The organism is Actinoplanes sp. NPDC023936 (genome assembly GCF_040639325.1).
Taxonomy (GTDB): Bacteria; Actinomycetota; Actinomycetes; order Mycobacteriales; family Micromonosporaceae; genus Actinoplanes.
The window spans coordinates 1-21486 of the sequence record NZ_JBEZZR010000069.1 but is presented as its reverse complement, the minus strand read 5'-3'; the positions used below and the strand labels follow the sequence as shown (position 1 = coordinate 21486).

The following is a 21486-nucleotide window of genomic DNA, read 5'->3' as shown; positions in this document are numbered from 1 at the left end:
GCTTCGACGACATGCTGATGTGCTCTCCTCAAGACCGTCCAGGAAGAGTATCCCCTGGTAGACGGGCTGTCTCACATCAGCGTGACAGGGAGGGGCTGGCGATCATCGTTGCGTACATGAGCCTTTGGGTCGGTCTGGACGACACGATCGAGCCGGACCTGGAGCCGATCGCCGCTGGCACCGTGCAGCAGGTCGGCCCGGCGGTGAGCTTCGTGCCGGTGGCCGGCTGGTACCTCGACGCGACCGACTCGTCGCAGAGCGACTCGACGTCCTCGGTTCTACTGGCCGGCAAGACCGGGCAGTTCAACGTGCAGGTGCTGCCCTGGGAGGGCACGCTGGCCGAGGAGGTCAAGCGGCAGAAAGCCACCGACGAGGCGTTCGGCGAGGCCCGTGTGATCGACAACGACGCCACCTTCACCACCGCGGGCGGCTTGAGCGGCACGACGTTCAGCTTCTTCAACCAGGAGGACCAGGGCCGGGTCTGGGTTTCGGTCGACGAGACCGCTGACCGGGCGATCGTGATGGTCGGGCGCGGCCCGGACTCGGCGTTCGACCAGAGTCTGCCCGAATACCAAGCCATGATCGACAGCATCCGGACGGAGCAGTCATGACGACACTCGACAAACCTCCGGCTACCGTACGTGGCCCCGTCGGGGTGGACAGCTTCTTCCAGCCCCGGCGGTTCGCGTTCTGGCTGCTGATCATGCTGCTGGCCAACGGCCTGTTCTCGGTGGCAACAGAGCTCTACCAGGGTTCGCAGGTCGTACCCGTGACGGTGCTGCTCGGCCTCTTCGTCTGGACCCTGTACACGGCGATCCCACTGTGGTTCTTCCACCACGAACTGGACCTGTTCGCGCAGCACCCGCCGCTCGGGTTCGTGCTGGCCTTCGCCTACGGCAGCCTCGGCGCCATCTACCTGGCCGGTCCGGCCAACACCGCTTTCCTGTCGGTGCTGTCCAAGACGGTGAGCCCGGAGTTCTCCGAGGAGTGGGGCGCGGCGATCGTCGGGCCGACGACCGAGGAGACGTTGAAGATCCTCGGAGTGATCCTGCTCGTGCTGATCGCCCGGACCCAGTTCCGCACCCTGCTCGCGGCCGCGAGCATCGGCGCCCTCGTGGGACTGGGCTTCCAGATCTCCGAGGACCTGAGCTACACCCTCAGCAACGGGCTGTCCTATTCCAGCACCGACGAGATCGCCCCGGTCCTGCAGATTGTGCTCGTGCGCGGCATCCTGTCCGGCCTGTGGAGCCATGCGCTGTTCACCTCGATCGCCGCGATCGGCGTCGGGTACTTCATGTCCCGCCGGGCCAAGCCGTTCGGTGTCCGGCTCGCGGTGGCTGCGGGATTCTTCCTGATCGCCTGGACGTTCCACTTCTTCTGGAACTCACCGCTGCTGATGCCCGACGGCGTTGTCGGGATCTTCCTGCGCGGGTTGCCGCTGTTCATCCTCGGCGCCCTGTTGTGGTGGCTCGCCGGCCGCGACGAGGCGACAACCCTCATCGCCGTCGCGGACGCCTACGTCGGCGACGACCTGATCACCCCGGAGGAACGGCACGCGCTGGGCTCCCTGCGCAGCCGCCGCAAGCTGCGCCGCCAGGCCCGCAAGCAGCACGGCCGCAAGGCGGGACGGATCTACCACGAACTGCAGCGCAAGCAACTGCACCTGGTCATGCAGTACGGCCAGACCGGTCCGGGTCCGAAGGCCGACCAGGACGCGTTCGAGGTCCGCATCCTGCGCGACCGTTACGAGACCGCCACGGCCAAGACGCCCGGCACAGCCCGGGCCGCATCACCCAGCTGACCGGTCCCCGCGAAGCCCCGGTCACCGCCTTCGGGTGAGAGCCGGGGCTTCGACGTGTCCACCGGTCATGCTCTTCGGCAGCAGAGGATTTCGTCCTGGAGGCCGGGGAAGAGCCGTACGATCTTGTGTTCGCCGTCCGTGTCGGAGGTCTTGACGGACGGCATCCCGAAGCCGGCCGACGGATACTCCGGCGTCTTGCCGCCGCGACCACGGCAGACGCCCGCCTGTTCGTTGACTGAGGGGCCACTGCGGGAACTGCCGATCTCGCGGTCATGAGCTCAGCGCTACTTGCCGTTCCGGCCGTTGCGGAATGACGCGATGAGCCAGACGACGAACATCGCAGCGGCGAGCAAAGCCACGCTCCCCGTGATCTGCCAGGGCTTCACGAAGTTCTCCGAAGGTCAAGAGCGGATCAGCGAGGGGAAGCTAGCACGCACCGGGATGCCGAGGTCCACCGCTGTGCGCCTGACGCGGCGCGTCAGCGCGGCTGGGCCTCCTTGTGCGATCATCGCGCGGGTGACGATTGGCTCGATGTACGCGGAGTTCGCCGCAAGTGAAGCCCGTGGCGTGACGCTGGCCTGGGTCCGGGGCCACGGACAAGCGATGGCGTGGTTCGCGTGACGGGAGACGACCGTACGCTCATCGCGTTCCGTGCCGAGGCTGACGCTCTCCTGGCCGCGCTCGGCGTTCTCGCCCCGTCCGACTGGGACCGGGCCACCCGTTGCACGCCGTGGCTGGTCCGCGACGTGGTGGGTCATGTCATCACGGTCCTGGCACGTGTCCCGGACATGATTGCCGCGCCGGCGCCGGCGCAGCCGGACACGACCGCCACCGGCTACTACCGCCCCGATCACCGCTTCAGCGACACGGCCAACGCCACCCGGGTGGAGACGGCGCGGGACCGCGCGGCCGGTCGGGACCCGGCCACGATCCTGCGGGACTTGTCGGCGACAGCGACAGCCGTGGCCGAGGCCTGCAGCCGCGAACACGCCGGCCGGGTTGTGCGGACGCGGCACGGCGACGCGATGCTGTTGACGGATTTCCTCATCACCCGCGTGGTCGAGCTGGCCGTCCACGCTCTCGACGTCGCCGACGCGCTGGGCCAGCGGCCGTGGCTGACGGAGCCGGCCGCGCACGAGCTTCAGCAGCTGCTCTTCGGGCCGGCCTGGCAGTCCGCGGTCGGCACGCTCGGGTGGGATCCGGTGACGCTGCTCCGCAAGACCACCGGCCGAACGGCGGTCACCCCGGCGGACTCGGCCGATCTGGCGGGAGCCGGGCTACGGGTCCTCGCCCTCGGCTGAGCCGCTGCGGCGCATCCGGCGGCCCGATCGACGGGCTTGCGCCCGGGCCCCAGCTCACGCCATTTCTGACCCGTCCCCAAATTGGTGATGAGCAGGGATTCCGGCTGGATCCGGAAAATGGTCAGGCGCGGATGCGCCTGACCATTTCCCCGATGCGGTTGATTCTTAGTGAGCTGCGCCGATCGGCGTCAGCCGCACTTCACGGCGACGCACACCTGGATCTTGTCGACCGTGATCGGGATCAGCAGCTTGGACACGTAGAAGGTGAGAACCGCGGCCTCGATCTGCTTGATCTGGGTGTCGATGTCGAGGGTGGCGACCTGCACCGTGACGTCGTTGAGCACGTTCTGCAGCAGGGTGAGGTTGGTGTTGTTGAGTACGGTGACGTCGCCCACGTTGATCGTCACGTTGTTGCCGTTGACGGTGCCGATGCAGGTGACCTTGTGGTTCGGCCCTCCGCCCTGGTTGGAACAGGTGTAGTTCTTCCCGCTGGGCTTGCTGGCCTGCGTCGATACCCCAAGAGCGCTGCCGGGGGTGCTGCCGGGGGTGGCGGCGGCCTGCGTGGCGGTGAAGCCGAGGGTCAGGCCCATGGCTCCGACGGTCGCGGCGAAAGCGAGAAAACGCTTCACGTGAGAGAACCTTCCATTCTGCGGACAGGACGGCGACACAGAAAATGATTTTCGGATTCCCGTTTCTGTGGCGCCGCGGCCGACTATGTCAGATTCCGGAAACGCATGCATCAGTCACCTCACCCGCTCATCAAATGATTTCTATTCTTTTGATGGCGATCTTTTATCGCACCGTAATTCCAGGTCATCGCACTATTCGCGGCGGAAGACAGGAGGGCCACCGGCGGCCAGAACCCGGACATTCTTCTCTAGTTCGCTGGATTATTACCGAACCGTATTACCTCTCCGAGGTGAATTCCGCCGGCTAAACGATGCGCCGCTGTCGCGAAACCGTCAGAACCGTTCGCTTGTTGGCCATTTCCTCGCGGCGCGGGCCGGTGCCGCGAGCAGGGTGTGCACGATCGCGTAGCCGCCGGGGCCGATCGGCGGCAGGCGGAACGCGTTACAGGCCGAGCAGGACCGGCTGGTGCGGCGCACCCGCTGTCAGAAGCGCCGCCAGCGGTGTGGCGAGGTCGCGGGGCGAGAACAGCTCGGGTCCCGTCCGGCCGGCGATCTCCGGGAGCCGCCACCACCGGAACGCGTCCAGGTTCTCCGCAGTGAGTTGGTCGTCCGTCAGTTCGCCGCGCGGCTGGAAGTGGCTCGTGCGGACGAGGAAGTAGTCGTTGACGATGCCGTCGAAGCCCGGCGCATGGTCAGCGGCCACGACCTCCTGGTGCCAGACGTGCGGCGGGTCGGCGGTGACCGCCAGACCGGTCTCCTCACGCAGCTCCCGGCGCAGAGCCGTCAGCTGGTCCTCGCCAGGTTCGATGCCGCCGCCCGGGGCCGCCCACACGACCGTCGCTTGCTCGGGCACCGCCGGGTGCGGAAAGACGAACCGGCAGAGCAGGACACGGTCGTGCTCATCAAGGATGATCGCGCGCACGGAGCGGCGCAGGTTCAGCGTCACGGCATGTCGGACGCGGCCGCGAGGCGGGTGATGACCGGCACTGCCGCAGCCTATCAACCACCCGCCCACCGGCCAGGCGGCCTGACGTCACCGGCCGGGTCGGTTGCCCAACGGCTGGGAACGACGTTCGAGCAGTTCCGCGTACGTGCCGTCGCGTTCCGCCCAGCGCAACGGCTGCGCGCGCTCGACGACGATCTGCCGCGGGGTCGGTGTCCGGCTCAGCAGGCCGATGGCTTCGTCGAGGAACGCGTCCAGGGGCAGCACGGCCGACGCGCGGGCGGTCGAGCTCGTCGTCTACTACCCGGACGCCGGCAGCGACAGCGCCGGCAAACTCGGCCTGCTCGCCTCCCTCGCGCGCTGATCGGCGCGCGCCGGCAAGCGCGCGCGGTGAAAACGAGATCCATGTCGAGTGAGGGGGGTCCTGCGCGGGTAGTCGGGATGCACGACAATGGGCGCTACCCGAACCTGGAAGGACCTTTCGTTGAGCGCTGGACTTGCAGCCCTGCTGGACGACGTGGCGGTGCTGGCGCGCGCGGCAGCCGCGTCGGTCGATGATGTCGGGGCGGCCGCCGCGAAAGCCGGCGCCAAAGCGGCGGGCGTCGTCATCGACGACGCCGCCGTCACCCCTCAATATGTACGTGGCCTGGCCGCTGAGCGGGAGATCCCGATCGTCAAGCGGATCGCGCTCGGGTCGCTGCGCAACAAGTTCCTGATCATCCTGCCGGTGATCCTGCTGCTCAGCGAGTTCCTGCCGGTGCTGCTGACGCCGCTGCTGATGATCGGTGGCGCCTACCTGTGTTACGAGGGCGCGGAGAAGGTGTGGGCCAAGCTCGCCCACCACGACGCGCACGGCGCCGAGGACAAGCCGCAGGACGAGAAGACGCTCGTCTCCGGGGCGATCCGCACCGACCTCATCCTCTCCGCCGAGATCATGGTGATCTCGCTGAACGAGGTCGCCGACGAGTCGTTCTGGTCGCGGCTGGCGATCCTCGCCGTCGTCGCCGTGGTCATGACGGTGCTGGTGTACGGCGTCGTCGGCCTGATCGTGAAGATGGACGACCTGGGCCTCAAGCTCGCCGAGGGCTCCAGCCCGGGCGTCGTCAAGTTCGGCCGGGGCCTGGTCAAGGCGATGCCGAAGGTGCTGACGTTCCTGACCGTGCTGGGCACCATCGCGATGCTCTGGGTCGGCGGGCACATCCTGCTGGTCGGCGTCGACGAGCTGGGCTTCCACCCGCTGTACGAGTTCGTCCACCACCTGGAGGAGGGCGCGCACGACGCCACCGGGCCGGTCGGCGGGATCATGGGCTGGCTGGTCAACACCCTGGCCAGCGCGATCCTCGGCCTCATCGTCGGTGCGGCGATCGTGGCGCTGCTGAGCGTGACGCTGCACCGGAAGAAGGCGCACGGCGAGCCGGCGAAGCACGCCGCTCCGGAGCAGCCCGGTGCGGACGTGAAGCTGGGCAGCCACGACGGGACGGCCACGGCGGAGAGCCCGGCGGCGGCGGGCGAGCGGCCCGCCGATGAGCCGGGCCCGAGCGAGCGGACGTAACCGGCGGGACGGTCAGGGGACGGCCCGGGTAGCTCGGCGGCTACCCGGGCCGTGCTGTTTCCCGGCCGGGAGCGGGACCGCCCGCCGGCTGCACCGGGGCGAGACCCGGCGGATCAGCTGACGACGTGCTCGGCGCTGCCGTGCACCTGGTGGATCTGATAGGTCTGCGCGGCTCCGGCCGGACCGGGCGGGCGCACGAACGCGCCGGACCGGTCGACGGTCTCGACCACGACGGTGCTGAACTCGGCCTGCTCGCCCATGGCCACCCGGACGGTCGGGACGACCAGGGTGATGGTGCGCGCGAACGCGTCGGGCACGGTCTGGACCGTGACGGTCACCAGCTCGCCGAGAGCGGTGTCGACGCGAGTGATGTCGTCACCGCGGAAGTCCAGATCGACCTCGGCGTCCTGGTAGGAGAACAGCGGCGCGCCGGTGATGCTGGTGCTCGCATAGGTGATGCGGATCGGTCCGTCGATGGTGAACTGGTTCGCGTCGGTGAGTGGCCTGGCGGCCACCGTGGTGTCGCGTGCCATTGGTGTGGCTCCTCACTCCATCGGAACCGTCATGGTGGCACGACCCGGCCGGTTTGTCGGACAGCCATCCGACAGCGCGGCGGGCCGCTACTCCACCCGCAGGACCGGAAGACCAGGGGAGGGGTGGGGTGCGGCGGGGGAGAGGTTCGCGTACCAATGAATCATGTTTCTCGCGGGGATCCGGCTGGACGTGGCGCCGGGTGGGGGTTATCCGTTCGACCTGCCGGTGGTGCGTGGGCTGCGTGAGCACGGTGAGCTGAGGTTTCGCCGGCCGGTGACGCTGCTGGCCGGGGACAACGGCAGCGGGAAGTCGACGCTGATCGAGGCGATGGCGGTGGCGTCCGGGTTCAACCCGGAGGGCGGGACGACGGCGTTCACCTTCGCGACGCGGCCCAGTGAGTCGGCGCTCGGTGAGTATCTGACGCTGTCCCGGGTGGCCGGGCGCAAACCGCGGACCGGGTTCTTCCTGCGGGCGGAGTCGTTCTACAACGTCGCGACCGAGATTGATCAGCTTGGTGTCGGCGGCTCCTACGGTGGCGTGTCGCTGCACGAGCGGTCACACGGTGAGTCGTTCCTCGATCTGGCGGTGCACCGGTTCGGGCCGGGCGGGCTGTACCTGCTGGACGAGCCGGAAGCGGCGCTGTCGGTCAACGGCTGCCTCGCGCTGCTGGTGCGCATCGCCGAGCTGGTCGAGCAGGGCAGCCAGTTCGTCATCGCCACGCATTCGCCGGTGCTGCTGGCCTGCCCGCAGGCCACGATCTACGAGATCGGCGCGGGCGGGCGGATCGACGAGGTGGACTACGACCAGGCGGAGGCGGTGGCGTTGACCCGCACGTTCCTGGCCGATCCGCAGCGGATGCTGCGCCGGCTGCTGCACGACGATCGGTGATACTCGAGACATGACCGGCACCCGTATCGACTTCAGCTCCGCGACGCCGGCCCCCGGGACCCTCGATGTGCGGTGGATCCACGGATCCCGCTCGGCGAAACACAACACCGACCCGGACATCCAGGTGCACGCCTACAACGAGCACACGGTCGTCCTGCGCCAGAACAAGGCGGTCGACTACGAGGCGCCGTTCCTGTTCCTGCTGTTCGGCAACGAGCGGGCGGTGCTGCTCGACACCGGCGCCACCGCCTCGGCGGAGCACTTCCCGTTGCGGCGCACGGTCGATGATCTGATCGGGCGGTGGCTGGACGCACATCCCCGCCAGGGGTACGAGCTGCTGGTTCTGCACACCCACGCCCACCGTGACCACGTCGCCGCCGACGCCCAGTTCACCGGCCGCCCCGGGACCGTCGTCGTGGGCGCCGACCGCGCGAGCGCGTGGGCTTACCTGGGGCTGTCCGCGTCTGACCGCGCGGCGCGCCTCGATCTCGGCGGGCGGGTGCTCGACTGCCTGTCCACCCCCGGTCACCACGAGTCGGCGGTCACGTTCTACGACGGATACACCGGGCTGCTGTTCACCGGCGACACCGTCTATCGGGGCCGGCTCTACATCGATGACTGGGCGGCCTTCCGGGACACGATCGACACCCTGGTGCGGTTCTGCGAGACGCGGCCGGTGACCCACGTCCTGGGCTGCCACATCGAGATGACCAGTTCGCCGGGCGTGGACTATCCGATTCGGACCCCGTTCCAGCCGGACGAGCCGCCGCCGCAGATGACCACCCGGCACCTTCGTGACATCCAGGCGGCGGTCGCGGCGGTGGGCGATCAGACGGGCCGGCACGTCTTCGCCGACTTCATCCTCTGCCGGAACGAGGCCTGACGTATCCGTGTGAAGCCGTGGTCAGCCGGCCACGGCTTCGTCAGCGACCGCCGCGCGGAGGGCGGTGATCACGGCCGTGCCGGCGGGGTGGGTGCCGGCGCCGCGGCGCAGCCCAACCCCACGGTGGTCAAGGCGGCGCTGCACGCCGCCGGCCGGATTGCGAGCCCGGGGGTACGGCTTCCGCTCTTGCCCGCCTCCGCCCCGGACCTCTATGGTTCATTACTAGAGTAATGAACCCATGAAGGGCGGGTCCCGTGTTCGACGACCACAGCCCGATCTACCGGCAGATCGCCGAGCAGATCAAGGCGGACGTGCTCCGCGGTGTGCTCAGCGCCGAGGAGCAGGTGATGTCCACGAATCAGTACGCCACGCACTACCGGATCAACCCGGCCACCGCGGCCAAGGCGTTCCAGCAACTCGTCGACGAGGGCGTGATCTACAAGCGGCGCGGCGTCGGCATGTTCGTCAGCGCCGACGCGCCCCGGCGGCTGCGCGACGAGAAACGCGAGCGGTTCTTCGCCGACGTGCTCGACCCGATGATCGCGCAGGCCCGCACGCTGGGCATCCCGGCCGCCGACATCGTGGCCCGCATTCAGCATCTGATGGACCAGGGGGAGGCCCGATGACGCTCTCGATCCAGACCACCGGCCTGCGGGTGCGCTACGGCGACACCGACGCCCTGCACGGCCTCGACCTCGACCTGCCCGGCGGCAAGATCTACGGCCTGCTCGGGCGCAACGGCGCGGGCAAGAGCACGCTGCTCGGCGCCCTCGCCGGCTTCCGCAAACCGTCGGCCGGCACGGTGCTCGTCGACGGCCGGCCGGTCTTCGAGAACGTCGCCGTCACCAGCCGGATCTGCCTGATCCGCGAGGACGGCGGGGTCGGCGACGGCGGCGACAAGCTCGCCGACGTCCTGGACATGGCCCGGCACCTGCGGCCCGGCTGGGACGCGGCGTACGCGGACGAGCTGATGGACCGGTTCGCGCTGCCCCGCAAGACCACGATCAGCGCGCTGTCGCGGGGGCAGCGGTCGGCGTTCGGCGTGGTCGTCGGCCTGGCCTCGCGGGCGCCGCTGACCATGTTCGACGAGGCGCACCTGGGCATGGACGCGCCGACCCGGCAGCTGTTCCTCGACGAGCTGCTGCGCGACTACCTGGCCCGGCCGCGCACGTTCGTCATCTCCACCCACCTGATCGAGGAGCAGAGCCCGCTCTTCGAGGACGTGCTGATCATCGATCGGGGCCGGTTGCTGCTGCACGAGGAGCTGGACGAGCTGCGCACCCGGGGCGTGTCCGTGACCGGTCCGGCGCAGGCGGTCGAGGACTTCACCGCCGGCATGACCGTTCTCGGCCGGCAGCGGCTCGGGCCGACACTGCAGGCGATGGTCTACGGCGGGTTCGACGCCGAACGCCGCGGCCAGGCCCGCGAGCGCGGGCTCGAGCTCGGCCCGGTCGGCGTCCAGGATCTGTTCATCCACCTGACGGGAGCGCAGAAATGACCCGCTGGCCGATCGTGCGTTACCTGCTCGGCAGCCACACGATCTTCCTGCTGCTGTGCCTGATCCCGATCTACCTGTTCGCCGTCGCCGTGGTCGCCGTCGTGTCGATCTTCACCGAGATCCGGATCAGTGGCATGGACGCGATCGGCCAGGCGCTGCCCTGGGTGACCGCCGGCTACGGGGCGGCCACGTCGAGCCTGCTCGTCACGGTGCTGGTGCACGGGCGTACCCGGCGTGAGTTCCTCCTGCAGCACCCGCTGTTCCAGGTGATCACGACCGGTCTTGCCGCCGCGCTGATCACCGGCTTCTACGGGCTGGAGGTGCTGCTCTACCGGGCCGCCGGCTGGCAGCAGACGGTGCAGCAGCAGCGCGCCTACACCAGCGCCGACGAGTACGGCACGGTCTTCCTCGCCCACTGGAGCATGCTGCTGACTTGGCTGATGATCGGCGTGTTCATCGGCGTCGCGTTCTACCGCTGGGAGGCGGCCGGTGGTCTCGCGCTGCTCCCGGCCGGGCTGATCGTGGCGTCCTGCGGGGGTGTGAACGGGTTCTTCAGCCTGCCGTTCTTCCGGACCGATCTGCCGCTGGTGCCGGTCACGCTGGGGGCCGTGGCGATCGCTTACGGACTGCTGTGGCTCAGCGCCCGGGACGTCCCGCTGCGGACCCGGGTCGCATAAGGTCTCCCGATGCGCATTCTGATCACTGGGGGAACCGGGTCGCTCGGCCGTCGCGTGGTGGCCCGCGCGGCGGCCGCCGGCGTCGAGCCGGTCGGCACCTACCTGTCCGCGCCCGCGGCGACCGCGTCGGTGCGGCTCGACGTGCGCGACCAGGCCGACGTGCGGCGGGTGCTGCGCGAGGTCCGCCCGGACGCGGTGGTGCACGCGGCGGCCGGTCGCGACCGTGACGATTGGCCGGCCAACGCGGACGGCGCGGCGAACGTCGCGGTCGCGGCCGCGGACGCCGGGGTACGCCTGGTGCACGTCTCCAGCGACGCGATCTTCTCCGGCCGGGCGGTGCACTACGCCGAGGACGCGTGGCCGGACCCGGTCTACGCCTACGGGGCGGCGAAGGCCGCGGCCGAGACGGCGGTGCGGGCGGCGGTCCCGTCGGCGGCGGTGGTGCGCACCTCGCTGATCCTCGGTGACGGCAACGGCTACCACGAGAGGCTCACCCACGACCTGGTCGCCGGCCGGGTCACCGGCGCCCTGTTCACCGACGAGATCCGCAAGCCGGTGCACGTCGACGACCTGGCCGACGCGCTGCTGGAACTGGCCGCCGGCGACTACGCGGGGGTGCTCAACGTGGCCGGCGCCGACGCGGTCAGCCGGTACGAGCTGGGCGTTCTGGTCGCCCGCCGCGACGGCCTGGACGTCGCCCGGATCCCGGCCGCCACCACCGCCGAGCTGGGCCTGCAGCGGCCCACCGACGTGCGTCTGATCATCGACAAGGCGGCCGCGGTGCTGAAAACTCGGCTGCGCGGAGCCCGGGAGTTTGTCGATACTGGCGCGCGTGACCGATAAACGCTCCATCCGCGTCACCGTGCGCGGATCCTTCGACAGCCTCACCGCCGACCAGAAAGCCGAGCTGCTCGCGGCCGGCCCGGACCACGCCGACATCCTCGCGGTCCGGTACACGCCGGAGGGCCACCTCACCTACGACCTCGCGGCGCGGCCGTTCTTCACGTTCCGGTTCGGCGAGGAGGTCGACGACGAGAAGGACATCCCGGCGGTGACGGCCCGGGCGGAGGCGACGGCGGCGGCGTGGATGACCGCCCGGGGGTACGGCTTCAAGCGCCTCACCTCGCAGACGGTCGACATGTCGGAGGTGCCGCTCGGCCCGCGCGGTCGTCGTCAACGGTAGGTCGCCCCCGGCCACCTGCTGCCGGCGCTGCTGGAGGAAGAGGAGCTCGAAGGCGGTTTCCTCGGCCGGCTCGGCATCGCAAAAGGCCGCCGTCGAGCGGACCGTGCTGGCCGGGCCGCGGGAGCCCGGGTCACCGCAGCAGGCCGGATAGAAACTCGGTGCGGACCGGTCGCCGTGCCCTGGTGGCCCTTCGCCGCGTTGACCCCTCGCCGAAGGGAACTGGTGAGATCGGCTTCCCGGCTGCTGAGGACGGTGTTTTTCCGCGATGCTGCGTAGTCTGCTTCCCGCTCTGGCGGTGACCGCCGGAGTGCTGTTCGGCACCCCGGCCACGGCGTCCGAGGACGCTCCGATGCGGATCATGCCGCTCGGCGACTCGATCACCGCCGGCGTCGGCGTGGCCGGCAAGGACGGTTACCGGCTGGCCCTGCAGCGCGCCCTGGAACGGGCCGGCGAGCGGGTCGACTACGTCGGCTCCCAGCAGGGCGGCACCGACGGCGACACCGACCACGAGGGCCACGGCGGCTGGTCCATCGACCAGCTCGCCGAGCAGGCTGCCGGCTGGGTGACCACGTACCGGCCGGACGTGGTGCTGCTGCACGCCGGCACCAACAACATCACCCTCGGCGAGGACCCGGCCGCGGTCGCGGGCAAGCTGTCCGCGCTCATCGACCGGGTCCGGGCCGCCGCGCCGCGGGCCCGGCTCTACGTCTCCACGATCGTCGGCACCACGGTGCCCTCCGAGATGGCCGCGAACCGGGCGTACAACGCGCTGATCCCGGGCGTCGTGGCGGGCAAGGGGCCGCTGGTGCGGCTCGTCGACCAGTCCGCCGTCGACGGCCTGTCCATCTACGACCGGCACCACCCCAACGCTTATGGGTACGCCCGGATGGCGTACGCCTGGTACGAAGGGCTGCGCGCCACGATCGGCCCGGCGTGGCGGATCGCGGCCGACCCGGACGACACCGCGTTCGCCTACCTGTGCCACTACTACACGGTGCGGGACTGCCGCTGGTGGCAGCGCCGCCCGGTCACCACGACCGTCGACGGCACGTCCGTGACGAGCCTGCGGTGGCAGACCCGCCGGTACGTCCCGCAGACCGTGGAGCAGACCGTCCCCGGCCACTACGAGACCGTGACGAAGCGGGTCTGGGTGAAGGGACACCACGAGACCCGCAAGGTCAGCAAGGGCGGCCGGGCGGTCACCCGCAAGGTCTGGGTGAAGGGACACTACGCGGACCGGTCGGTCCGCACCTGGGTGCCGGCCGCCACCGTGACCACCACCCGCCAGGTCCTGACCTGGGTGAGCAGCTGACCTCAGCCGAGCGGGAAGTCGGCGAGCGTGTGCCACGGCTCGCCGGACTCCGGGGCGCCGGCGAGCAGCCGCAGCGACGTGACCCGGGCCCGGATCGGCAGCAGCGGCTCGACCCGGGCGGCGGCCGCCCGCAGCGCGGCGACCGGCTGGTCGTGCCCGACCGTCAGGTGCGGGACGACCTCGGCGTACTCCCCGCCGTAGGGCTGCGCCGGCGGGAACCGGGCGGCGATCCGGTTGGTCAGCTCCCGGAACGGCTCGGCCGGGTCCGGCGCCAGCCACAGCACCCGGTCGGCGAACCAGCCCAGCCGGTCGAAGCTCACGAAGAAGCCCGGCACCCCGGCGGCGACCAGCTGCACCGCGGCCAGCACCTGCGGGGTGAGCCGCGCCGGTGGCAGGAACGGGGAGAGCACCGTGACGTGGGCGGGGACGCTGTGGGCGGAGAACCTGTCCAGGTGTTCGCGGAGCCCGGCCACCGCGGGTTCGGCTTCCGGGACGGGCACGATCAGAGCGCTCTGCGTCGGTTCCACCGAGGCAGTCTCGCATCGATGACCGTCGGGTGGCTGATCCGGTGACGCACCTGAGCAGAAATTCGCAGTGCAACCGAGCAGCAACCGAGAGTGCCTGCTCCTTGCACCCGTAGCGGCGAAAAGTTCCCCCTGTCAGCAGGACACAGGGGGGAACCGAAATGACCGCGACCGTTCAGATAACTGTCACCCGTGAGCAGGAGGACCTGATCCGGGACAACATGGCACTGGTCGGCCACATGGTTCGCGAGATGCTCTTCAAGGTGCCGCCGCACGTGCACCGCGACGACCTCGCCTCGGCCGGATACGCCGCGCTGGTGACCGCCGCGCAGTCGTTCGACGCCGAGCGCGGCATCCCGTTCGGCCGGTTCGCGGCGGTCCGCGTCCGCGGCGCCCTGCTCGACGAGCTGCGCAGCATGGACTGGGCGAGCCGCTCGGTGCGGGCCCGCGCCCGCCGCGCCGACGTGGCCCGCGAGGAGCTGACCCGCCAGCTCGGCCGCACCCCGACCGCCGAGGAGCTGGCCGAGCTGCTCGGTGTCGCGGTGGGCGAGCTGAGCAGCGTCGACGACGACGTGCAGCGGGCCGCCGTGCTGTCGCTGCAGGGTTTCGCCACCGGCACCGCCGAGGATCTGGTCACCGAGACCGCGATGAACCCGGAGGAGCTGCTGCTGCACCGCGAGCGCCTCGGGTACCTGCACGACGCGGTCACCGTCCTGCCGGAGCGTCTGCGGTACGTCGTGGAGGCGTCGTTCCTGCAGGAGCGCCCGCTCTCCGAGGTCGCCGCGGAACTGGGCGTCACCGAGTCCCGGGTGTCGCAGCTGCGCACCGAGGCGCTGGCGCTGCTGCGCGACGGCCTGACCACGCACATGGAGCAGAAGCGCGTCCCGGACGCGAGGGACGGCTGCGTGTCCCGCCGCCGCGCCGCGTACGCCGCGCAGATCGCCGCCCGCAGCACGATGGCGTCGCGCCTGGGCGTCACCGACGCGCAGGGCCAGCGGGTGTCGGACGTCCCCGCCGCCCTCTCCCAGGCGGCGTGACCGCCGTCGCCCGCCGCCGCCGTCTCGCGGAGAGCGGCGGGCGGCGGTGTATCGGTAACCGAGCCAGCAAATATGGTTGCGGGCCGAGCGGGGCTGGGGGAGGGTGGAGCCCGTACCTGCCGCCGCAGACGAGGAGCACCCGCCGATCATGTGAGAGCGCGACCGACCTTGAGTTGTCCCCCTGTCGGTGTCGCACGCTCGCGGAGGCGTCCTTGTCCAGCATTCATCTCAAAGCCGTCGGCCTCGCTGCCGCTCACGACGGCGACCTGCTCTTCTCGGGGCTCGACCTGGTGCTGCGCACCGGCGACCGGATCGGCGTGGTCGGCCCGAACGGCGCCGGCAAGACCACCCTGCTGCGCGTGCTGGCCGGCGAGTTGCCGGCGGCGGCGGGAGCGGTCACGGTGGCGCCCGGGGCGCGGCTCTCCCACGTACCCCAGCAATCGCCGCGGCACGCGGAAAGCGTCGGCGCGTTCCTCCGCGGCGGCCTCGGTGAGCTCGCGGACGTTGATCGGGCACTGCGCGCGCTGGAAGCGCGGCTGGCCGCCGGCGAGGACGTGCTCGACGAGTTCGGGGCCGTCCAGGAGCGCTGGACCGCCCTCGAAGGGTGGCACGCGGACGCGCGGCTGACCGAGATCCGGCAGCGGCTCGACATCGAGCATCTCGCCGGCGACCGGGCGATGACAACGGTCAGCGGCGGCGAGCAGGCCCGGCTGCTGCTGGCCCGCGCGCTGCTCGGCTCGCCCGACCTGCTGCTGCTGGACGAGCCGACCAACCACCTCGACGCGGACGGCGCCGCGTGGCTGCGGACCTGGCTGCGCGACTTCGACGGCGGGGTGCTCGCGGTCAGTCACGACCGGGCGTTCCTGGACGAGTTCGCCACCCGGATCATCGAGCTCGACGGCATCGACGAGCAGCCGCAGGACTATCCGGGCGGCGGCTACACCGCCTACCGCGCGGAGAAACAGCGCCGCTGGGAGAAACTGCTGCTCGACTTCGAGGCGCAGGAGAAGGACCGGCTGCGCTGGGAAGCCGACATCGAGAAGACCAAAGGGTACGCCCGCGGCGTCGAGACGACCGTGCGCTCCGGGGTGACCGCCCCCCACCTGCGCCGGGTGGCCCGGCTCGTCGCCCGCAAGGCGAAAGTCCGGGAGCGGCGGCTGCGCCGGCAGATGGCGTCGGTGGCGTGGATCGCCCGGCCACGGACCCGGCCGCCGCTGACCCTGGCGTTCCCCGGCGACGACACCGCCGACGGTGAGATCGTGCTGAAGACCCGGGACCTGACCGTCGCGTACGGCGAGCGGGTGCTGCTCGACCGGGTCGACCTGGACGTGACCCGCGGCGACCGGATCCTGATCACCGGGCGCAACGGGGCCGGCAAGACGACTCTGCTGCGCGCGTTGCAGGGCCCCGACGTCGCGGTCCTGCCGCAGAGCGACGCGGGCCTGCGCACCGGGGCCACGATGATCGACTTCTTCCGATCCCGCGTCCCGGTCTACATCGACGACGCGGAGAAGCTGCTGGCCGGGCACCAGTTCGACCCCGAACAGTGGACCGCCCCGGTACGGGACCTGTCCGCCGGCGAGCTGCGGCGGCTGCTGCTGGCCGTGGTCGTCAACAGCCCGGCCCGGATCCTGCTGCTCGACGAGCCGACCAACTTCCTCGACTTCGAGGCCCTCGACGTCGTCGAGGAAGCGCTGCGCCGGTACCGGGGCACGCTGCTGTTCGCCAGCCACGACCGGTACTTCGCCGATGCCGTGGGACACACCCGGCACTGGCATGTCGCGGACGGCCACGTGATCGAGAACTGAGAAAATGGGCGCATGGCCCTGGTACCGCATCAATACGGCGCGCTGCCCGCCGGCACCGCTTCCGCCGAGGACTTCACCGAGGCGTGGCTGGCCAACCGGCGGCTCTCCGAGCACACCCGCGACGCGTACCGGCGGGACGTGGCGACGTGGCTGGCCTGGTGCCGCGACCGTGGCGTGGAGCCGCTGCGGGCCACGTTCCTCGACGTGAACGCGTACGCCCGGGGTCTGGAAGCCCGGCCGATGGCGGCCGCGACCGTCGCCCGCAAGCTCTCCGGCGTCTCCAGCTGGTACGACTTCCTGGTCAAACTGCAGGCCGTGCCGGTCAACCCGGTCGGCGGCGCGGACCGGCCCTACGTCGACCGCGACCACTCCTCGACCGTCGGGCTCACCCCGGACGAGGTGGACGCGCTGCTCACCGCCGCGCGGCGCGCCGAGGGCCCGACCGCGGTCCGGCACCGGGCCGTGCTCGTGCTCCTGGCCGACCTGGGGCTGCGCGTCGGTGAACTGGTCAGCCTGGACCTCGCCGACGTCGGGTGGGAGCGCGGGCACCGTACCGTGCGGTTCGTCGGCAAGGGCGGCAAGGCCCGCCGGCGGGCGCTCACCGCCGGCGCGTCCGCGGCCCTCGACGAATACCTGCGGCAGCGCGGCGCCCACGACGGCCCGCTGTTCGTCACCGCCAGCGGCGCCCGCATCGACCGGCACGCGGTCTTCCGGCTGGTGCGGCGCCTCGCCAAGCAGGCCGGGATCGCCGCCGCCGACCGGCTGTCGCCGCACTCGCTGCGGCACTCGTTCGCCACCACGGCCCGCGCCGAAGGGGTGCCCCTGGAAGACGTGCAGGACGCCATGGGACACGCCGATCCGCGGACCACCCGCCGGTACGATCGTGACCGATTCAACCTGGATCGTGACCCCGCGTACACCATCGCGGCGGCCCGTGCCCGGCGCAACCCCGCCTGATCCGTCCCCCTATGCTCTCAAGCTGGCTAGGGGAAAGCGGGATACTTTGAGTTCGGATATGAGCATCGTGGAAGCGGTGATCCTCGGCGCGGTCGAGGGCGTCACCGAGTTCCTTCCGGTGTCCAGCACGGGTCACCTGACGATCCTGGAGAAGCTGTTCGGGCACACCATCGACGACCCGGACATCACCGCCTTCACGGTGATCATCCAGTCGGGTGCGGTGCTCGCCACCATCCTGTTCCTGCGCAAGGACATCGCGCGGGTGGTGCCGGCGTTCTTCCGAGGGCTGTTCAACAAGGCGTACCGGGACCACCCGGATTTCCGGTTCGGCTGGGCGGTGCTGCTCGGCTCCATCCCGATCGTGATCGCCGCGCTGCTGTTCAAGGACGCCATCGAGACCACGCTGCGCAGTCTCTGGTTCGTCGCCGGCGCGCTGATCCTGTGGAGCGGTGTGATGGCGTTCGCCGACCACGCCGCCACCCAGGTGCGCAACGAGAAGGACGTCACCTGGAAAGACACGCTGATCATCGGCACCGTGCAGTGCATGGCGCTGATCCCGGGCATCTCCCGCTCCGGCGCGACGATGTCGGCGGGTCTGCTGCGCGACCTCGACCGGGTCACCGTGACGAAGCTGTCGTTCTTCCTGTCGATCCCGGCGCTGACCGGCGCGTCCGTCCTGCAGGGCGTCGGCGAGGCGGACCGGATCGCCAACGGGGTGGGCTGGACGAACACGATCGTGGCGACGGTGGTCAGTTTCGTGGTCGCCTACGCTTCGGTGACGTGGCTGCTGAAGTTCATCTCGAAGCACTCGTACAGCATCTTCATCTTCTACCGGCTGGTGCTCGGATCGTTGCTGCTGGTGCTGCTGGCCACCGGGACGATCGCGGCGAAGTGATCCCGCTGGGTGTGGCGACGACCGGGCTGCGGCCCGGTCGTTCGCGTTCGCGGCCCGGGGCCGTTGTTCGCCCGCTGCGCCATTGCCGCTGGTTCGTGCCGCCGGCTCGTTTGCGGCCCCCGGGCCGCTGGTGAATCGGTGAGCACGCCGGCGCTGCGGGCGCTCGCCCACGTCCGATCGCTGGGTGCGCCGGGCCGGGTCCCGGACGCCGCGATCACCGTGAACTTCCATCCCGACCGGCTGCTCGCCGACGGCCGCACCGTCGCGCAGTGCCTCGCCGAGGAGGGCGTCTACCGCAGCCAGTTCGAGACGCGGATCTCCAACGGCGGCCTGCTGGCCTATCCCGGCGGTGACCGGGACCGCTGGGAGCACGACATGTTCGGCGGCGTGTATGACGGTGTCACCGGCCGCCCGATCTACGGCGCGCTGAACCTGGCCGGCCACCCGGACGGCGCCGCGCCGCGTTTCGGCAGCTGTCATCTGGTGCTGGGCGCCGGCGTGCCGGCCCGGTCCACGTTCTGCCATGGTGACAGTCATCTGGGGCCCGGTATCGTGGGCACCGCCGATGCGTTCGGCGCGATCCGGGAGGCGCTGATCGACGAGGTCACCCGCACCGGGGTGGCACTCGGCGTCCCCGCACCGCTGTCCGGCCCCGCGGCCGCCGTCCCCGCGCCGCTGTCCGGACCCGCGGCCGCCGTCCCCGCGCCGGCCAGCGACCCCGCGCCCGCCGGCCCTGAGCCGGCCAGCGGCCTTGACCCGGCCGCCGGCCCTGCGCCCCGCCCGGACCGCACCGGCTGGGAGGACGTCCTCGCAGCCCGCCGTGCGTCCCTCCAGCGCTGCCTGACCTCGCCGCCCTTCCCGCCCGCAGCGGATTCGCCGCCGGCGTCAGCGTCGCGGCTTGCGCCGCTCGTGCCAGCTTCGCCGGCCGCGGCGCCGGCGCCGGCCCCGCCGCTCAGCGCGCTACCCCCGGGACGCACCCTCGACGACTACGTCGAAGCCCAGATCCACGGCGGCCTCACCCTGCGCGACGACGTCACGGCGATCGTCGCCGACCCCTCGTTCCGGGGTACGCCCACCGCGGCGCACCTGGAATCGCTCGGCATCCCGCTGCACTGGCACGCCGGTTACACCCTGGCCGTCACCGACGTCCCCGCCGACCTGCGCGGCCCGGAGGTCCCGCCGCTGGCCCGGCGCATCGCCGCCCGCCACCACCGGCCGGTCCTCGACGCCGAGCTGATCGGCCGGGCCGCCCGCGCCGCCGCCGCCGATCCGCACCAGCTCCAGCTGATCAAATACCTATGGCACCTCCTGGTGCTGCTCGGACAGCCGGCATAGCGCGCTCACCAGTCCCGCCACTGGTCGGTCAGCTCGCTGGGATGCAGGCCCCGGCGGCCGGTCAGCGCCACCACGTCGACACCCGCACGGGTCAGAACCACACTGACGTACTCCGCGAGCTGCTCGCGCTCTCCGGTCTCGATGTGGCCGTCGTCGACCTCGTTGAGCCCCACGACGACCCGCTCCACGGCGGCCCAGACCTGCTCGTCTGCGGGCGACCGCCACCCGGCGGCCTCCTGCTCGTAGGGCTCCAGCACCGCGTCGACCGCGGCGATGAACGCGGCCGGCCACAACTCGGCCGCATAGGCCTTCTCCGCCGCGAGCGTGCCCGCCGCCACCGCGGCACGCTGCTCCTCGACCGCACGACGCCACACCGCGGTGGGGCGCTCACTCAGATCCGCAACCATGCCGACAAGCTAGACCTGCCCTCCGACAATTTCTCGAGCCGACGAAGCGGGACACCCGATCATGACGATGCGCGCCGTAGTGCTGACCGCTCCGGGGCCGGTGGACCACCTCCACCTGCGTGACCTGCCGATCCCGGCCGCCGCCGCGGGTCAGGTCCGCATCCGGGTCAAGGCGTTCGGCCTGAACCGCTCCGAACTGCACCTGCGTCTCGGCTACGCGGAGAACGCCCGGTTCCCGATCGTTCCCGGCATCGAGGCGGTCGGGGTGGTCGACGCCGCCCCGGACAGCGACCTGCTTCCCGGCCAGCAGGTCGCGACCATGATGGGTGGCATGGGCCGGGCGTTCGACGGGGGTTACGCCGAATACACGGTCGTCCCGCGTACCCAGGTGATCCCGTTCCGCTCCGAGCTGCCGTGGGCCACCCTCGGCGCGGTCCCGGAGACGCTGCAGACGGCGCACGGCTCGCTCACCGTCGGCCTGGACCTGCGTCCCGGCCAGACCCTGCTGATCCGAGGTGGCACATCGGCCCTCGGGTACGCGACCGCCACTCTCGCCCGTGACCGGGGCGCCACCGTCCTGTCCACCACCCGCCGCCCGGAGCGCCTCGCCGACCTGGCGCACCACGGCGTCCACCATCCGCTGCTCGACGACGGCGCGGTCGCCGCCCGGGTCCGCGAGATCGTCCCGGAGGGCGTCGACGCGGCCCTCGAACTGGTCGGCGCCCCGACGCTGCCGGACACCCTCGCCGCGACCCGCGTGCACGGCACTGTCTGTTTCGCCGGGATGCTCTCCAACGAGTGGATCGTCAAGGACTTCTATCCGATCGGCTACCTGCCGGCCGGTGTGCGCCTGACCGGTTACGGCGGCGAGGCCGCGAACCTGCCGGCCGAGATCCTGCAGCGCACCCTCGACCGCCTGGCCGCCGGAGAGACCACGCTGGGCCCGCTCACGGTCTACCCGATGTCCGAGATCCGCGCCGCTCACCAGGCCATCGAGTCCAACACCGTGAGCGGCAAGGTGGTCGTGACCACCGACGCGTGACGAGGTCGGCGGCACACGCAAGCCCGCGCTCGCGGCGACGAGGGCACACCGAAGCGGTACAGGTGCCTTCATCGCGGTCCTGGCATCGATGAAAGCGCACAAAGGTGATGTGTGTGCCCTCGTCTGCGCTGCTCCGCCAGCGCCGCCCCGCGTGCGGCCCCCAGCCCGCCGGCGCGCCTGCTCGGCGCGCCGCCCCCGCCCCCCCGCCGCGGCGCCTAGGAAGGGCGGGGGGGAGGGGAAGAGTGTTGAAAAAACGGGGTAGATATGGGGGGGGGCCGGG

At 71.0% G+C, this 21486-nt stretch carries 25 protein-coding genes and 1 pseudogene; 21 read left to right on the top strand and 5 right to left on the bottom strand.

What is annotated here, in order from left to right; genetic code table 11:
- Positions 1-116 precede the first annotated feature (116 nt).
- The 4 genes from AB0F72_RS41080 (at position 117) to AB0F72_RS41065 (ending at position 3102) form a co-directional block, all read left to right on the top strand.
- The gene (locus tag AB0F72_RS41080) at positions 117-611 is read left to right on the top strand and encodes a hypothetical protein (RefSeq protein ID WP_360444365.1); all 495 of its coding nucleotides are present in this window, start codon (positions 117-119) and stop codon (positions 609-611) included.
- Entirely contained in the window at positions 608-1801 is a 1194-nt protein-coding gene (locus AB0F72_RS41075) for a PrsW family intramembrane metalloprotease (RefSeq protein WP_360444362.1), read from the top strand. Before AB0F72_RS41080 ends, AB0F72_RS41075 begins: the two co-directional genes overlap by 4 nt.
- Positions 1802-2119: 318 nt before the next feature.
- Entirely contained in the window at positions 2120-2422 is a 303-nt protein-coding gene (locus tag AB0F72_RS41070) for a hypothetical protein (RefSeq protein ID WP_360444359.1), read from the top strand.
- On the top strand, positions 2419-3102 hold the full coding sequence (locus AB0F72_RS41065; protein WP_360444356.1) for a maleylpyruvate isomerase N-terminal domain-containing protein: 684 nt from the start codon (positions 2419-2421) through the stop codon (positions 3100-3102). The genes AB0F72_RS41070 and AB0F72_RS41065 overlap by 4 nt, the downstream gene beginning before the upstream one ends.
- Positions 3103-3290: 188 nt before the next feature.
- On the opposite strand, the gene AB0F72_RS41060 is transcribed toward AB0F72_RS41065, so the two are convergent.
- Positions 3291-3731, bottom strand: a complete 441-nt coding sequence (locus AB0F72_RS41060; RefSeq protein ID WP_360444353.1) for a hypothetical protein — start codon at positions 3729-3731, stop codon at positions 3291-3293.
- 442 nt (positions 3732-4173) lie between these two features.
- The gene (locus AB0F72_RS41055) at positions 4174-4677 is read right to left on the bottom strand and encodes an NUDIX domain-containing protein (RefSeq protein WP_360444350.1); all 504 of its coding nucleotides are present in this window, start codon (positions 4675-4677) and stop codon (positions 4174-4176) included.
- Between the two features lie 229 nt (positions 4678-4906).
- Between AB0F72_RS41055 and AB0F72_RS41050 the strand changes: the two genes are divergently transcribed.
- Entirely contained in the window at positions 4907-5038 is a 132-nt protein-coding gene (locus AB0F72_RS41050) for a hypothetical protein (protein WP_360444347.1), read from the top strand.
- A 120-nt stretch (positions 5039-5158) separates the two neighbouring features.
- On the top strand, positions 5159-6226 hold the full coding sequence (locus tag AB0F72_RS41045; protein ID WP_360444344.1) for a DUF808 domain-containing protein: 1068 nt from the start codon (positions 5159-5161) through the stop codon (positions 6224-6226).
- Positions 6227-6339: 113 nt separating this feature from the next.
- On the opposite strand, the gene AB0F72_RS41040 is transcribed toward AB0F72_RS41045, so the two are convergent.
- Positions 6340-6759 (bottom strand): hypothetical protein, encoded by a 420-nt coding sequence (locus AB0F72_RS41040; protein ID WP_360444341.1) that lies wholly within the window; start codon positions 6757-6759, stop codon positions 6340-6342.
- Positions 6760-6922: 163 nt separating this feature from the next.
- Between AB0F72_RS41040 and AB0F72_RS41035 the strand changes: the two genes are divergently transcribed.
- The 9 genes and pseudogenes from AB0F72_RS41035 (at position 6923) to AB0F72_RS40995 (ending at position 13201) form a co-directional block, all read left to right on the top strand.
- Positions 6923-7648 (top strand): AAA family ATPase, encoded by a 726-nt coding sequence (locus tag AB0F72_RS41035; RefSeq protein ID WP_360444338.1) that lies wholly within the window; start codon positions 6923-6925, stop codon positions 7646-7648.
- 10 nt (positions 7649-7658) lie between these two features.
- Positions 7659-8531, top strand: a complete 873-nt coding sequence (locus AB0F72_RS41030; protein ID WP_360444335.1) for an MBL fold metallo-hydrolase — start codon at positions 7659-7661, stop codon at positions 8529-8531.
- A gap of 105 nt (positions 8532-8636) precedes the next feature.
- A pseudogene (locus tag AB0F72_RS41025) lies at positions 8637-8762 on the top strand (4-hydroxy-tetrahydrodipicolinate synthase); the annotation flags it as partial.
- 23 nt (positions 8763-8785) lie between these two features.
- On the top strand, positions 8786-9157 hold the full coding sequence (locus AB0F72_RS41020) for a GntR family transcriptional regulator (protein ID WP_360444332.1): 372 nt from the start codon (positions 8786-8788) through the stop codon (positions 9155-9157).
- Positions 9154-10029 (top strand): ABC transporter ATP-binding protein, encoded by an 876-nt coding sequence (locus AB0F72_RS41015; RefSeq protein ID WP_360444329.1) that lies wholly within the window; start codon positions 9154-9156, stop codon positions 10027-10029. Before AB0F72_RS41020 ends, AB0F72_RS41015 begins: the two co-directional genes overlap by 4 nt.
- On the top strand, positions 10026-10706 hold the full coding sequence (locus AB0F72_RS41010) for a hypothetical protein (RefSeq protein WP_360444326.1): 681 nt from the start codon (positions 10026-10028) through the stop codon (positions 10704-10706). Before AB0F72_RS41015 ends, AB0F72_RS41010 begins: the two co-directional genes overlap by 4 nt.
- Positions 10707-10715: 9 nt before the next feature.
- Positions 10716-11549 (top strand): sugar nucleotide-binding protein, encoded by an 834-nt coding sequence (locus AB0F72_RS41005; protein WP_360444323.1) that lies wholly within the window; start codon positions 10716-10718, stop codon positions 11547-11549.
- On the top strand, positions 11539-11889 hold the full coding sequence (locus AB0F72_RS41000; protein WP_360444320.1) for a DUF6204 family protein: 351 nt from the start codon (positions 11539-11541) through the stop codon (positions 11887-11889). The genes AB0F72_RS41005 and AB0F72_RS41000 overlap by 11 nt, the downstream gene beginning before the upstream one ends.
- A gap of 265 nt (positions 11890-12154) precedes the next feature.
- Positions 12155-13201 (top strand): SGNH/GDSL hydrolase family protein, encoded by a 1047-nt coding sequence (locus AB0F72_RS40995; protein WP_360444317.1) that lies wholly within the window; start codon positions 12155-12157, stop codon positions 13199-13201.
- A 2-nt stretch (positions 13202-13203) separates the two neighbouring features.
- Here AB0F72_RS40995 and AB0F72_RS40990 read toward each other — a convergent pair whose 3' ends face one another.
- Entirely contained in the window at positions 13204-13728 is a 525-nt protein-coding gene (locus AB0F72_RS40990) for a 2'-5' RNA ligase family protein (RefSeq protein WP_360444314.1), read from the bottom strand.
- 158 nt (positions 13729-13886) lie between these two features.
- Here AB0F72_RS40990 and AB0F72_RS40985 point away from each other — a divergent pair, with 158 nt between their 5' ends.
- The 5 genes from AB0F72_RS40985 (at position 13887) to AB0F72_RS40965 (ending at position 19757) form a co-directional block, all read left to right on the top strand.
- Positions 13887-14762, top strand: a complete 876-nt coding sequence (locus tag AB0F72_RS40985) for a sigma-70 family RNA polymerase sigma factor (RefSeq protein WP_360444311.1) — start codon at positions 13887-13889, stop codon at positions 14760-14762.
- A gap of 212 nt (positions 14763-14974) precedes the next feature.
- Entirely contained in the window at positions 14975-16570 is a 1596-nt protein-coding gene (locus tag AB0F72_RS40980) for an ABC-F family ATP-binding cassette domain-containing protein (protein ID WP_360444309.1), read from the top strand.
- 12 nt (positions 16571-16582) lie between these two features.
- Positions 16583-17527, top strand: a complete 945-nt coding sequence (locus AB0F72_RS40975; RefSeq protein WP_360444306.1) for a tyrosine-type recombinase/integrase — start codon at positions 16583-16585, stop codon at positions 17525-17527.
- A gap of 58 nt (positions 17528-17585) precedes the next feature.
- Complete coding sequence (locus tag AB0F72_RS40970) at positions 17586-18422, top strand: undecaprenyl-diphosphate phosphatase (RefSeq protein ID WP_360444303.1); 837 nt, start codon at positions 17586-17588, stop codon at positions 18420-18422.
- 138 nt (positions 18423-18560) lie between these two features.
- Entirely contained in the window at positions 18561-19757 is a 1197-nt protein-coding gene (locus AB0F72_RS40965) for a DUF3626 domain-containing protein (RefSeq protein WP_360444300.1), read from the top strand.
- 5 nt (positions 19758-19762) lie between these two features.
- Here AB0F72_RS40965 and AB0F72_RS40960 read toward each other — a convergent pair whose 3' ends face one another.
- On the bottom strand, positions 19763-20164 hold the full coding sequence (locus AB0F72_RS40960) for a hypothetical protein (protein ID WP_360444298.1): 402 nt from the start codon (positions 20162-20164) through the stop codon (positions 19763-19765).
- Between the two features lie 61 nt (positions 20165-20225).
- On the opposite strand from AB0F72_RS40960, the gene AB0F72_RS40955 reads away from it, so the two are divergent.
- On the top strand, positions 20226-21206 hold the full coding sequence (locus tag AB0F72_RS40955) for a zinc-binding dehydrogenase (RefSeq protein WP_360444295.1): 981 nt from the start codon (positions 20226-20228) through the stop codon (positions 21204-21206).
- The last annotated feature ends 280 nt before the right edge of the window (positions 21207-21486 follow it).